We start from the raw sequence: 13989 nt of genomic DNA, 5'->3' as shown, positions 1-13989 counted from the left end.
AGGTGGAACATGTTGAAAAAAAGTTTGATGAAAAAAAGTTTGATGAAAAAAAGTTTGCTTTGGTTAAGTGTATTTGTACTATTATTGGGTGTTCTTACAGGCTGTGGGCAACAAGCTGCAAAACCACAAGAACAAACGATTCAAAATCAAGCTCAAAAACAAGAAGAAACATTAAAAACAACCTACCCATTAACCATTACAGATGATACAGGAACAAAGGTTACGATCACAAAAGAACCGAGACGGATTATCTCCTTAATACCTAGTCAGACCGAAACATTGTTTGCTTTAGGGTTAGAGGGGAAAGTTGTTGCGGTTACGAAGTATGATAACTATCCGAAAGATGTTCAGAAAAAAGTCGAATATGTTTTTCAAGATGGTTTAAATCCAAACGTTGAGCAAATTATCAAATTAAAACCAGATTTAATTTTATTAGGGTCTCTTAACAAAAAAGAATTGACAGCTAAAATTCGAGAATTAAAGATACCTGTTCTACAATTTGATCCGCAAAGTTTAGATGCAGTCTATCAAACGATTGAAAAAGTAGGTCTAGTGACCAATACTCAACAACAAGCAAAAGAAGTAATCTCGCAAATGAAGGAAAAGGAAAAATCGATAAAAGAGAAACTAGCGGCTTTGAAACCAGAGCAAAAAGTACGTGTGTTTGTAGCGGTTTCTCCAGATTTATACACACCGGGAAAAGGTACGTTTATGGATGAACTCATTACAAAAGCTGGTGGGATCAATATTGTTGAAGACCAAGGTTGGGTACAATATAATGAAGAAAAAATCATTAAAAGCAACCCGCAAGTGATCCTTACTACTTATGGATATTATGACAAGAATGCCGCAGCAAACATCATGAAAAAAGAAGGTTGGCAAAACATTGATGCGATCAAAAATAAACGAGTGATTGACCTTGATAGTGATCTTGTGAATCGCCCAGGGCCACGGATCATTGATGGATTAGAAAGCATTGCAAAAGCGCTATATCCAGATTTAATGAAATAAAGATTTTTAAGCCAGCACTAAATGTGTGCTGGCTTTTACCATTTTACTCGCTATCTCTTTGTTTTTCTTTATCATCAACGCTTTTTTGAGAAGTCATCGACCCATAAACCTCTTCTAAATCAAATTCTTGAATAAATTCATCAATCACCATTTCAAGAGCTTTTAACTCGCCGCGAATTTCTGGATGAATCGCTTTATATTCTTCTTGTTCTAATTGGCGCTTCAATGTATTTCTGCGAATGAACATTCTTTCTAAGAAGTTTAAGATTTTCCCTCTACGAAACGTTTGCGCCATTGTACGCTTACGGAATATCTCAGGCATTTCTTCACGGCCACAATAATAATGATGTCTCATTCCACCTCCTCGTTCAAACGGCATCATCATCCTATAACCAAATCCATGAAAAGGCCCTCTTCCCCATTTTTGATGAAACATGTTATGTCCTCCTTTAAAAATAAAAATATACTTTTGTATACAAAAGTATACATCATTTATTTTTAGAATGCAAGGAATAAAAAGCGATTTTTTCTCTTCTCCATAAAAATTTCATAAATCAGTTGTAAATTATTAACCAGAAGGAAGTACAAACTATCAAATAAGAAGGAGGAGTTCATTATGGGTCCAGGATTTGGCTATATTGGAGGCTGTGGAATAGGAGGTGGATTTGGCATGATGTTCTTAGGTTTGATCATTATCGGTTTGATTATCTATTTCATCGTAAAAGGTCAAAATAATCATCATCAATATGTACAAAAAAGCGTTCCAAACTCTGAAGCATTAGAGATCGCAAAAATACGACTTGCCAAAGGTGAGATTACAACGGAAGAATATGAAAATATTAGGAAGAATTTACTTTAATTTAAAAACCCGAGAAGGGGAAAAAAGATAATGAAAAAGAAACTTTTGATTGGAATTCTAGCTCCCGCATTGCTATCTCATGTGACAGATGCATCCTGACTTAACAATTGAACAATTAAAAGAACATTATGAAAGCATGCATGGAACTGTTGGATCTTCCAATAGTAACAACTTCCAACTATGATAGCAAAATCTTGATAAAGTGGCCGAATAGGCCGCTTTTTTATATGAGTAAATTTCATACTATCCCAGTCTTTTAAAATCATGAAAAATAGTGTAATCTATATTCCAATATCAACGAAGACATAGATAGGGGATTAAGATGAAACAAATCTATTATGTTCTACTGCTTTTCACAAGTATGTTATGGGCAGGTAATTTTGTAGCTGGAAAATTTCTAATCGGTCATGCTTCATTTTTAACTTTAACGTCGATTCGTTGGATGATTGCTGTTCTTTTTCTTCTTCCTTTTGTTTGGGTAAAAGAAAAAAGATTATTCCCGCCAAAAAAAAGTCTTTTTTTATTGTTCTTAATGGGAATGACTGGGGTTGATCTATTTAATATTTTTATGTTTCTAGCATTGGAAAGAACCAGTGCAGATAATGTAGGGCTGATTTCCGCCCTAAATCCAATCGCGATTGCTATTACCTCTTTTTTTATTTTGAAAGAGAAAATGAGTCTTCGTCAGGTAATAGGGATGGTTCTTTCATTTCTCGGTGTCTTAGTCGTGATTTCTCAAGGAGACTGGCAAAGAATTCAAAACTTCTATTTTAATACGGGAGATTTATTTATGCTAGCTGCGGTTGGCGCTTGGGGCCTTTATTCAGTTGTTGGGAAAAAGGTGATGAATCAAGTTACTCCCTTTATGTCCACCTTATGGGCAGGAATATTCGGGGTTCTTATCTTGCTGCCCTTTAATTTGTTTACGTTTAAAGTTACCAATCCAAACGTTTCTTTTTGGTTGGCAACAGGGTATGTAAGTATAGGGGCGACAGTGCTTGGGATGGTCTTTTGGAATCTTGGTGTGCAAAAGGTTGGCGGAACGACATCAGGAATGTTTTTAAATTTTAATCCGATCTTTACCGCTATCTTTGCATATGTGTTATTAAATGAACATTTTTCTTTTGTACAAATGATTGGAACGTTATTCGTGATTACTGGAGTTTATATTTTTACATTAAAAAGCAATTCTAAGCAGACTGAAAAGAATAAAGAGGTAAATATATCTGCATAAAAAAGCGACTGTGTCTGCATACAGTCGCTTTCTTATACGATGAAAATTCATGCAAAAACTTGATCCCATTTTTCCCTTTGGGCAAGGACTTTCCTTGCTATTTTTTTAGCCCCTTCAAGACTATGGCTTTTTGCGTTTCCACATTGAATTTCATTGGCTGCAGGTACTTCTGTCGCATGTAAAACATCTTGTAATGTTTTCTCTAAAGCATCCAAAATTTCTTCATAATTGGAATGATTGAGTACCGTTAAATAAAATCCTGTTTGGCAACCCATTGGGCTTAAATCAATAACTGAATCTAAGTGATTTCGTATGTTTTCGGCGAGTAAATGTTCTAATGAATGAAGGGAGGGCATATCCATAAACTCTTTGTTTGGTTGGCAAAAACGTAAGTCATATTTGTAGATTTCATCACCGTGTATCCCTTTTTTTACATCGGCTAAACGAACATAAGGGGCTTTAACTTTTGTGTGATCCAGGTTAAAACTTTCCACATTCATTTTCTCGCTCAAATGATCCACTCCTTTCTCATTGCTAGATGATCTCTTTTTAATTTTTCGTTGGTTTTAAATTAGCACAATAGATGGTGTAATTCAATTATGTTATTTTTCTCCTACATTATTTACTAAACAAAATGCAAACAATAATTTATTCCTCACGATCGGACTTTTTACAAAAAATTTACATTCCTCTAATTCTTTTTTAATAATCGATAATTATAGTGATAAATAGAAAAGGAAAAAATAAGCAAGCTTTTAAAAACCCCCTCTTATTATAAGGAAAATCCCTCTCCAAAAATTGGAGAGGGATTTTCTTTACCTTTCATCGTCTTCATCATCTGGTTTTGGTGGGAATCCCATAAGTGAATGTCCGTCTGGATCGCCAGGGCCAAAACCATTAGGGCCAGGAGGAAATCCATCAGGATAAGGACCAAGAACACTAGGATCGGGGCCAAAATCATGAGGGTAAGGTCTTGGACCACTTGAAGCAGGATCAAAGCCTTCAGGATGAGGACCAAAGCCACCAGGTCCAGGACCAAAACCTCCAGGCCCCCGTGGACCAAATCCAGGACCAGGACCACCGGGGCCGAATTCACCAGGGCCACCAGGAGGAGGACCAAATCCAGGACCAGGACCACCGGGACCGAAACCACCAGGTCCATCTAGAGGAGGGCCAAATCCGGGACCAGGACCGTCGGGGCCGAACTCACCAGGGGCACCAGGAGGAGGACCAAATCCAGGACTAGGACCACCGGGACCACCAGGGCCGCCTCCCCGTGGCCTTCTTCCCCTTCTTTTTGACATAGGTCCTCTTGGTCTTCCAACTCGGCCTTTATTTTGTCCTAATTGTCGTAACATATCAAAAAAATGATTTCTGGCCAAAATGTAACCTCCTTTAGCTTTTAAAGTTCAATATTAAAGTATGCATTGTACTTTCGGGTTGAAATATGGCAAATATCTATTTTTCGTAAGCAAGTTTTTATTCGGAATAAAGGAGTAGTCTATAAATAAATAGAATTGAAATAAATAAACCAGCCTATTATTAGGCTGGTGTTTATCTATTTTAATGATTCGATAAATCTCATCAGTGTTTTTCGCTGCTCAGGTGTTAACTCTAGTGCGACATCGACCAAATGCTGAATATCTTGCGGCAGGGGTTTATGATTAATTTGCTCCACTCCAAGCTGATTAATCACGTCTTCTAATAATAATTTTGTCTCGTCTAATTGTTTATAAATATGTATCAATGACTTCAGAATCAACTCATTCATTGCTTTCCTCTAGCACTAATAGTTTTTCAATTTCTTTTTTAATCTTTATCAGTTCTTCTGGAGTCATTTTTTTTACATCGCGAATCATGTTATCTAATTTCATCGATCGGAACTCATCAAGATAGGCTGGAATGGATTGAGAACTAAATGCCATTTCTTTACCCCCCTCTTTGACTCGTGCAAGAATTATATTACCACGTCTTTTTGCAAAAATAAACATGAATATCGACTCAATTTCATGAATTCCTTGTAGGAAAAAGTCATATTTCTAAAGATGGGTTGTTTTTTTGTCTGATTTTGCAAAAGTCAAAAATGAAATTTAGGAGTGAAATCATGGCTTATTTGGTGTATTGTTTGTTTCTCATTTTACTGGTGCTTGATAATCCGTTTAAAAAAATACACATCCACGCAAATTTTAAACAAATCTTAAACTGGTCTTTATTGATTTCTGCACTGATTCATGGGTTTGCAAAGTGGAGGTCTTTAGAACCAATTTCTTTATCTCGGTCCTTAATTTCAGGGATTTTATTTTTTGGATTAATTTTTACTTTTATTGGTGCAGGTGAAAATAAGGGAATTGAAGATAAAGCAGCAAGAAAAGTTTTTAAAAGTATTAGTTGGATCCTATTGCTTTTTATTAGTTTGTTACATGTTTTTAAAGCTTTATAATGGAAATAGTTGCTCTTTCAATTTACCAAAATTGAGCAGGATTAAAATGAAAAGAGGAGGAATTAGATTCAATGGATAAAAGATTGGATAAAAGAATCGAGCGCTTTATGAATTGGATGAAAAGAGAGCAAATCGATCTGGCTCTTGTTACATCACCAACCAATATTTATTATCTAACTGGCTTTTATTCCAATCCCCATGAACGTTTTATGGGATTGTTTTTATCACTAACGGGAGATTTGTTATTGATTGTACCAGAATTGGATCAAAAGCAAGCAATAGAAAAAAGTAATTTGACTCATGTGTTCGGTTTTTCTGATGCTGAAGGACCAGATGGAATCATACGTAAACATATTCAAGTCAGTCACAACACTCGCTTGGGAATTGAACAAGGAAATATCAATTACAAAACTGTTTTATGGTTGCAAAGACTGCTTCAGATCGAAAACTTTCTCAATTTAGAATCAGGTTTTAACGAATTACGATTGATTAAAGATGAAACAGAGATAAAATCCCTTCAAGAAGCTGCTTATTTTGCTGATCGGGCTGTGGAAATTGGCATTCAATCTCTGCAAAGTGGCAAAAGTGAATTGGAAATTATTGCAGAAATCGAATATCAATTAAAAAAGCAAGGAATTGAACGAATGTCCTTTGACACAATGGTTCTTACAGGAAAAAAATCTGCATTACCTCATGGAAAACCGGGGAAAGATAAGATTCAGGAAGGAGATTTTGTTTTATTTGATTTAGGAGTTGTTGTTAATGGATATTGTTCAGATATTTCCCGTACAGTCATAATGGGAAATCCATCCGAAGAACAAAGGAAAATTTATACAATTGTTAGACAAGCACAGCAGCTTGCTATTGAAACCGTTAAACCCAATATCCCAATTAAACAAGTTGATCTAACAGCAAGAGAATATATTTCTAAAGCAGGTTACGGGGAGTATTTTATCCATCGAACAGGTCATGGTTTAGGGCTAGATATTCATGAATCTCCTTCCATACACGAGAAAAATGAAGAAATCATAAAACAAGGGATGGTTTTTACGATTGAACCAGGGATCTATCTGCCACAAATCGGGGGAGTCCGAATCGAAGATGATGTTGTGGTTACGGACAATGGTGTTCACGTTTTGACCACATTTACCAAAGAGTTATTGCAAATCGGAAAGTAAAAATTACCAACTCAATTGGTGTATGGATGTCATCTTTTCTACAAATATTATACATACACCACTCAAGGAGGTGATAGCAGATGGCAAAAGGACAAGAACGTTCTAGCAACTGGTTAGTAGTTCCTCAAGCAGCTCAAGCTCTTGATCAAATGAAATTCGAAATCGCTCAAGAGTTAGGTATCCAAATCCCTGCTGATGGATACATGGGCTTCATCGCTTCCCGTGATAACGGTGCGATTGGAGGTCATATTACCCGCCGTCTCGTTCAAATGGCTGAACAACAATTAGCAGGACAAACAGGTATGACACGCTAATTTACAGCAAAACTAAATCATTGGTCTATGACAAGGCAGTGGTTGATTCCACTGCCTTTCCTGTTTTTTTATCATTCCCCATATAGGAATAGTTATGATAGCATAAAAAGAGAGTATCGATTAAAGAAGGGATTAGAATGAAGAAGGTTTTTCAATATGATACATATATTCCCTTAGGAACCGGATTTTATTCCTTACCGTTGACAAATACGAATAAAAAGTGGATTTACCTTATCCCAAGCCATTCCTTATTTTTTCATGTAAAAGAAGTCATCGATCAATTTAAACCCCGTTTTGTACGGATGATTGACGTAATGACATTTGATCAGATGATGAGAATGTTTACTTCCCATCATACAAAAAAAATGTTAACTCCGTCTAAACAAGAGTTAATAGTAAAAAAAGCCGTTGCAAAAGTAAATAAAGAAAAGGGTTTTCAATACTTTCGTGATTCCATACATAAAAATGGCTGGTTGAACCAAGTAGAAATTTGGTTAGGGGAAATCAGGCGGGCAAGTGTTACACCCGATCAACTGGCTCTTTTTTGGCAGGATCATCCGCAAAAATACCAAGAATTAGTTTGGATTTATCAAGCCTATCATGATTTATTACAACATTTTTCATTAATCGATCATGAAGAGCCTTATTTTAAATTCCTTTATCAAAGGATCGAAGAGACTCGATTGGTTCATTATCAGGGAATTGTAACCGATCAATTTTATGATTTTTCACCATTACAAATGAATGTTCTGAATAAAATAGGCGATTTAGGATTGGATATTCTGATCCATCTTGCCATTGATGAGAAACGACCTGATTTATTTCAGTTAACAAACAATACGATCCGTTATTTGCAGGATTTAAACTTTGAGCTTGAGAAAGTATTGATTAAAGAAAAGGAAAAACCCTTAAACCAAACGATTCAACAATTGCATCAATCTCTCTTTTCGAAGTTTCCGAAGAAGGAAAGTGCCCATTTCAACATTCATTTGTTTGAAGTTACAGGAATCCAGAAAGAATTAGAGATGATTGCATCGGAGATAAAATCGCTGGTTTGGAAGCAACATATACCTATTGAAGAGATCGCCATCATCATTCCCCAACTTGAACGGTATGAAGACTCATTAAAACGAGTGATGAAAGATTCAGGTATTCCTATTCGCCTTTACAAAAAAGAACCCTTAATTCAAAATCCAATCATCCAAGCAATCATTTCCTTGTTGAAAGCATTAAATGGACAAAAAGAAAATTGGCTTACTTTTATGTTAAGTCCTTATTTCAAATGGAGAACCAAAATGAATCCCTATCAATGGATGATGCTCTTTCGCGAATGTGGGTATCCCATGAATCGTGCTTCTTGGAATGAACGTTTTGCAAAATATCTAGAACGAAATGAAGAAAAACGGGAGAAGCTAATCATTTACGATGAAGTGATGCAAGAGATCTTTGATCTACAAGAGCATCTTCCGAAGAAAGGATCAAATCAACAATTTGTTCAATATTTGCAAAAGATCGAGCGAACACTGGGGATTAGAGAAAAGATCAAAGAATTTTTCATTCAAAACCCTACAGAAGAAGCAGCTTTTCGTGATCTTATTGCCTATGAGCAGCTTAACGTTGTTCTCGATGAAATCGCCGAGATGGATCAATTTTTAGATTCTGACGAAAAAATCCCATTTTGGGATTGGCTTCAATCCTTAATTTTGGCTTGTGAACATAACATCTATGATTACAGTCAAGGAAAAACAGCGGGAATTCATATTTTGAAGCCTAGTCAGATCCGGGGCAGACAATTTCAAGTTGTTTTTATTGTAGGACTTGTTGAAGGGGAATTTCCAAGGGCGATCAAAAATGACTGGCTGATGCCTGATGACAAAAGACGAGAATTACGCCAATATGGTGTTTATTTAACCTTATCTCATGAGTATGAGAAACAACAAAGATATCAGTTTTTCCAAAGTATCACTGCTGCAACCGAGCAAATTTATTTGGTTTATTCGGCAAAAACAGAAGAAGGAAAAGAACAATTACGATCCTTTTTTATCGATGAGGTGCTGGAGCTTTTTCAAAAAGAGACCATCGATTTTAGACAACAAGATCTTTCCGAAGTAATTCCAAGTAGTTGGGAAAATTGTACGTCTTTTAAACAAATGGTGGATAAAATTTATTACGAACTTTACCAAGGATTAGAACCTTCTCGTAAAGAAGCAAGATTGAGGAAAAAACACTACCTCAAAAAAAATTCACATGTCTTTCAAGCGATTGACCGGGGCATTCAAGGGGAATATGCCAGAGATGAACTGAATTCTCCTTATGATGGGATTTTGCAAAACCCTAAGTTGCTTAGTGAAGTGAAAGAACAGTTGACGAAGAAGATTTGGAGTACGACCCAATTAAATGAAGCCAATCTTTGTCGTTTTTCTTATTTTGCTACCCATCTTTTAAAACTATCCCAGTGGGAAGAACAAGAAGAAAGCCTCACAGCCATCGAAAAAGGGGATTTATTTCATCGGATTTTGCAACAGTTTTTCGAGCGTTTCCGCAAAGAAAAAGAAGAAAAATTTTTACCTGAACATGAATACATGTATCAGCAATGGTTGTTGGATATTGCTGAAGAAGAATGGCAAAGGTTAAAGAAGCAAGACTTACGTTTTCTTGACCCTGTTCTGACGGAATTAGACCGCAAACGAATTCTGCAAGATGTGAAGCAAATCCTAGAACATGAAATCCAGTGGCGGGCAAAAAGCAGTTCTTATTTTTATCCTCAATTCTTAGAGTTCTCTTTTGGTATGCCTCTTAAGGATGAAATGTTACGACAAGGGGAAGTCGACTCTGCTTCGATTCCTGATTATGCAAAAGTAAAGCTGCGGGAACGAAATTTGTTATTAAGGGGAAAAATTGACCGGGTGGATATGAATGAAGATGGTCAGTTTGTCGTTTATGACTATAAATCAGGGCAAGTTCCAAACCCTAAAGAAATAAAAGAAGCTAATCATCTGCAATTGCCTCTATATTTATTCGTGTTAGAAACATTATTAGGGTTAAATCTCGATCAAGCTGTAGGTGCAGCCTTTTATACAAAAGGTGAAAAACGTTTAGGGGAAAAGCCAACCGATAATCGGAACAAAGGTTTGTGGAAAAGGGAATGGCTTGAACATTTGGGTTTATCCAAACAAATGAAGTCACATGTAGAAGAAAAGGAATGGAAAATATGGCTTGAAGAGGTGAAAGAACGAATCGAAGAACTCCTTAACCAATTAGAAAAGGGAGACTTTGCTGTATTGCCCAGCATGGAATGTCCTCTTTATTGCCCTTATCAATATATTTGCCGAAAAGATCATGAGCGAATCAAGCGCAAACTTCTTGCAAGAGAGGGGGATTCATCGTAATGTTTCCTTTAACCGAAGAACAAGCTTATGCAGTCGATACCTTAAATGTGAATTGTATTGTTCCAGCAGGAGCAGGATCGGGTAAGACAAGAGTTCTAGTAGAACGATATGTCAAGATTCTCGAAGATTTTCAACATATTCCCCATATGCTTGAAAGAATCGTGGCCATTACGTTTACGGAAAAAGCTGCAAAAGAAATGAAAGAACGGATTCGTAAGGAATTGATCGATAGAAGAGATGATGCTCTTCATCACCAAGATTTTCAACAAGCAGATCTTTGGCAAGAAAATATCCAGCGTTTAGAACGGGCGAACATTTCCACGATCCATTCTTTTTCTGCCAAGATTTTGCGTGAGTTTCCTATTGAGGCCAAGATTGATCCCGAATTCCAAGTTTTAGATGAAACCCAAATAAGATGGTTACTAGTTGATATTGTGAAAAAAGAACTAAAGAAACAATTGGAAGAAGAACATCAAAAAGGCATCTCTCCTCTTTACCAATGGGTTATGGCAGCAGGATTTGATCGAGGGGTCAAACAAATTGCAAAGGTTTACCAACAAGTAAAAAACTCTGGTCACTCCCTTCAACAGATTCGTCAATTAACAGAAGAACAATGGCAAAAGTCTCCTTATGATTGGTTAATAGGGTTTGAAAGAATGATTCAGGCAGGAGAAGCTCTTTATTATGGGGATTCAGAAAGAGGAAACAAAAATTTTAACATCTTTCAAGATAAATGGCCTCATTTAAAAGAGTCGTTACTTCAGGCAAAGGATCAAGGAAAAAACCTCGAGTCTTTCGTAGAGGATATGGTTCAATTAACCAAAGGAAATCTAGGAAAAGGGGAAATAAAAGAGCGAAGAAGTCTAGCCAATCAATTGGCAAAGGATATGCTTGAACAATTACAAAGAGTTAAATATTTGGAAATAGAAAAAGACGTTCTTGAACACTTTTATCCCTTATTAGAACGAATCGAGCAAAAGATCAATGAGGAAAAAGAACGGTTAAATGGACTTGACTTTGATGATCTGCAATTAAAGGTGGTCAAGCTTTTGTCAGAAAATGAAGAAATAAGAAGGAAACTTTACAAACGCTATACTTATTTCATGATCGATGAGTTTCAAGATAACAATCAAGTTCAAAAAACATTGATTGATCTATTATTAAAAAATGAAAAAGGCAAAATTGAACCTGGTCGATTATTTGTGGTAGGGGATCCAAAACAGTCCATTTATCGTTTTCGTGGTGCGGACGTTCATGTATTTAAGGAGATGGAAAAAGAGATCAAGGAGATGAACGGACGGGTTGCACCCTTGCAATATAATTTTCGCTCTCATCCAGAGATTATCCAATTTGTGAACCACTTTTTTCAAAAGATTATGTCAAACGATCCTGATTCTCCTAACTATTACAAAGATGCAATTGCCAAAGGAAAAGTAGAGTGGATAGAAAACCCCATCGAATTTATTCCCATCTATCATGATCAAGAAGATGAGGAATCAGTAAGGGAAAAAGAAGCAGACGCCGTTTCCTTGCGGATTGAACAGTTATTAAGTCAAGGAGTTCAAGCTGGGGAGATCACGATTTTATTTCGGGCAATGTCAGATATTAAAACCTATGAACAAGCGTTGTTAAAGCGAAGGATTCCCTACTATGTGGTGGGAGGGCGCGGTTTTTACCAAAAGCAAGAGATTCATGATCTTATTCATGTATTGCAATATCTTCACGATCCATCAAATAAAATCGCTTTTGCTGGAATTTTGCGTTCACCAATGGTAGGGATTAAGGATGAGACATTATATTGGGTTATGACCCGATTAGATCCTAAGCCCATCTCCAGTTGGCCTCAATTTTTCGATGAAATCGAAGAAAAAGAAAAAGAAAAGCTGAAGCATTTCATCGATTGGTTCCAGCGAATTAAGGGGAAGGCCTACAGAATCAAGGTTTCCGAGTTGGTTCGTCAGATCATCGATGAAACCTATTATAAGGCAATTCTTCTCTCATTTCCTCAAGGGAGACAAAGAGTAGCAAACATAGACAAATTCATTCGTTTTATTGAGGATTTTAAAGGTGAAAACCCTTATTCCCTTGATCTATTTTTAACGAGGTTCGATCGTCTCTTGGAAGATGGGGATGAAGAAACAGAAGCTGCTATTGAATCGGAAAAGGGAAATACGGTGAAATTGATGACCATTCATCAAGCAAAAGGACTTGAATTTCCCTTTGTTTTCGTTCCTGATTTGGCTAGAAAACCAAAAGCTGATGACTCCCTCATTCACTTTGATACAGAGTTTGGTTTAACAACGAAAGTTCCCATTGAAGACCAAGGCTTTACTGAATCGATTCACTATTATGCCATACGCGAAAAAGAAAAAAAATTAGAACGGGAAGAATCAGCAAGAGTTCTTTATGTCGCCATGACCCGGGCTAAAAAGAAACTTTTCTTATCGGGAAAAGTGGAAGAAGCGAAAAATAAAGAGGATCTTATGGATATTGTCTTTAAGGAAACGACTTGGAATAAATGGCTTGATGTTGTATTTCATTTTGAGAACATCTCAATTGAAGAAAAAAAATGGCCATATGTACTAAACAATGGAGAAACAGCCCACATCCAGGTGATGAACCAACATCTTAAAAAGGATGCGGAAGAAAATCTTACTGTAGTTGAAACGAAAGATGAAGCGAATATTGAAGGGTTAGAGCTGGAACAAGAAGCAATAGCAGAACAAGAAGAATTGGTTGATTATACCAAACCATTAACGTTATCACCAGATTTAAATGTGTATTCTGTTTCTGCCATTAAACGATATGAACAATGTCCCCGATATTATTATTTTACAGATCGGTTATCCCTTCACCGAGTAATGGGTTGGTTGACAGATCAGGAGACAGATGTGTGGTATGAAGAAGAAAAGGTAGAAGAGATTCAATCAGTATCCCTCACGTCCAGTTTAAAAGGTACGATTGTACATTATGTCTTCGAACAATTAACTCTATTTCCTAACCTAATTCACGATTGGCAACAGATTACGGAAGCAGCCTTGACAACTCAGGGTTATGAAGGATCAAAAGTTAAAAAAGAGGAATGGGAATCATTTTTAATACAAATGAAGGATTATGTCCACTCTTTTCAGAATAGTCCTTTTTATGGAAAAAAGGATGGAGAAATTTGGACAGAGTATGATTTTTGCTTCTCACTTAAAAATGGTCAAGTTACGGGTACCATCGATCGATTGGAATTCAATATAGATGGAACAGTTACTATTGTCGATTACAAAACCGACAAAAATATCGATATTGAACTTTATCGAGCACAAATTTTAACTTATGCTTTGGCGATGAATAAACATTTAAATAAAATCCCAAAAGAAGGAAAACTTTATTATATTCGCCATAATAAAATTGAAACCATCCCTATTGATTTAAACACTTTAGAGGCTTGGGAAGAAAAATTGGAAAAGATATTACTAAAGATAAACCATTCAAAGCAAATCGAAGATTTCCCCAAAAATAAAAACCATTGTTATTTCTGTGCCTTTAAAAACCTTTGCCAAGGAGAATAAGGAG

13 protein-coding genes are annotated in these 13989 nt (G+C 36.3%); 8 read left to right on the top strand and 5 right to left on the bottom strand.

Going from position 1 to position 13989, the window contains the following annotated elements:
* Window positions 1–9: 9 nt before the first annotated feature.
* Complete coding sequence (locus ACMW72_RS02415) at window positions 10–1011, top strand: ABC transporter substrate-binding protein (protein ID WP_418367229.1); 1002 nt, start codon at window positions 10–12, stop codon at window positions 1009–1011.
* A 43-nt stretch (window positions 1012–1054) separates the two neighbouring features.
* On the opposite strand, the gene ACMW72_RS02410 is transcribed toward ACMW72_RS02415, so the two are convergent.
* Complete coding sequence (locus ACMW72_RS02410) at window positions 1055–1447, bottom strand: hypothetical protein (RefSeq protein WP_418367228.1); 393 nt, start codon at window positions 1445–1447, stop codon at window positions 1055–1057.
* A 180-nt stretch (window positions 1448–1627) separates the two neighbouring features.
* Between ACMW72_RS02410 and ACMW72_RS02405 the strand changes: the two genes are divergently transcribed.
* Together ACMW72_RS02405 and ACMW72_RS02400 are read left to right on the top strand one after the other, a co-directional pair.
* Window positions 1628–1870 carry an SHOCT domain-containing protein gene (locus ACMW72_RS02405; RefSeq protein ID WP_418367227.1) on the top strand — a complete coding sequence of 81 codons (243 nt, stop codon included), beginning with the start codon at window positions 1628–1630 and terminating at the stop codon, window positions 1868–1870.
* A 322-nt stretch (window positions 1871–2192) separates the two neighbouring features.
* Complete coding sequence (locus ACMW72_RS02400) at window positions 2193–3104, top strand: DMT family transporter (RefSeq protein ID WP_418367226.1); 912 nt, start codon at window positions 2193–2195, stop codon at window positions 3102–3104.
* 47 nt (window positions 3105–3151) lie between these two features.
* On the opposite strand, the gene ACMW72_RS02395 is transcribed toward ACMW72_RS02400, so the two are convergent.
* The 4 genes from ACMW72_RS02395 to ACMW72_RS02380 form a co-directional block, all read right to left on the bottom strand.
* Window positions 3152–3604 (bottom strand): S-ribosylhomocysteine lyase, encoded by a 453-nt coding sequence (locus ACMW72_RS02395; protein ID WP_418367382.1) that lies wholly within the window; start codon window positions 3602–3604, stop codon window positions 3152–3154.
* A 315-nt stretch (window positions 3605–3919) separates the two neighbouring features.
* The gene (locus tag ACMW72_RS02390; RefSeq protein WP_418367225.1) at window positions 3920–4486 is read right to left on the bottom strand and encodes a hypothetical protein; all 567 of its coding nucleotides are present in this window, start codon (window positions 4484–4486) and stop codon (window positions 3920–3922) included.
* Between the two features lie 176 nt (window positions 4487–4662).
* Window positions 4663–4875, bottom strand: a complete 213-nt coding sequence (locus ACMW72_RS02385) for a hypothetical protein (RefSeq protein WP_418367224.1) — start codon at window positions 4873–4875, stop codon at window positions 4663–4665.
* Window positions 4868–5029, bottom strand: a complete 162-nt coding sequence (locus ACMW72_RS02380; RefSeq protein ID WP_418367223.1) for a hypothetical protein — start codon at window positions 5027–5029, stop codon at window positions 4868–4870. The genes ACMW72_RS02385 and ACMW72_RS02380 overlap by 8 nt, the downstream gene beginning before the upstream one ends.
* A gap of 179 nt (window positions 5030–5208) precedes the next feature.
* Between ACMW72_RS02380 and ACMW72_RS02375 the strand changes: the two genes are divergently transcribed.
* The 5 genes from ACMW72_RS02375 (at window position 5209) to ACMW72_RS02355 (ending at window position 13985) form a co-directional block, all read left to right on the top strand.
* Entirely contained in the window at window positions 5209–5544 is a 336-nt protein-coding gene (locus ACMW72_RS02375) for a hypothetical protein (RefSeq protein WP_418367222.1), read from the top strand.
* A gap of 71 nt (window positions 5545–5615) precedes the next feature.
* Window positions 5616–6722 (top strand): M24 family metallopeptidase, encoded by a 1107-nt coding sequence (locus tag ACMW72_RS02370; protein ID WP_418367221.1) that lies wholly within the window; start codon window positions 5616–5618, stop codon window positions 6720–6722.
* Between the two features lie 80 nt (window positions 6723–6802).
* Window positions 6803–7036, top strand: coding sequence for a small, acid-soluble spore protein, alpha/beta type (locus ACMW72_RS02365; RefSeq protein WP_418367220.1), 234 nt, complete (start codon window positions 6803–6805; stop codon window positions 7034–7036).
* 137 nt (window positions 7037–7173) lie between these two features.
* On the top strand, window positions 7174–10425 hold the full coding sequence (locus tag ACMW72_RS02360) for a PD-(D/E)XK nuclease family protein (RefSeq protein WP_418367219.1): 3252 nt from the start codon (window positions 7174–7176) through the stop codon (window positions 10423–10425).
* Window positions 10425–13985, top strand: a complete 3561-nt coding sequence (locus ACMW72_RS02355; RefSeq protein WP_418367218.1) for a UvrD-helicase domain-containing protein — start codon at window positions 10425–10427, stop codon at window positions 13983–13985. Before ACMW72_RS02360 ends, ACMW72_RS02355 begins: the two co-directional genes overlap by 1 nt.
* Window positions 13986–13989: the final 4 nt, after the last annotated feature.

This window comes from Tepidibacillus sp. LV47, from assembly GCF_048381575.1.
GTDB lineage: Bacteria > Bacillota > Bacilli > Tepidibacillales > Tepidibacillaceae > Tepidibacillus.
This window is presented reverse-complemented; position numbering and strand designations above follow the sequence as displayed.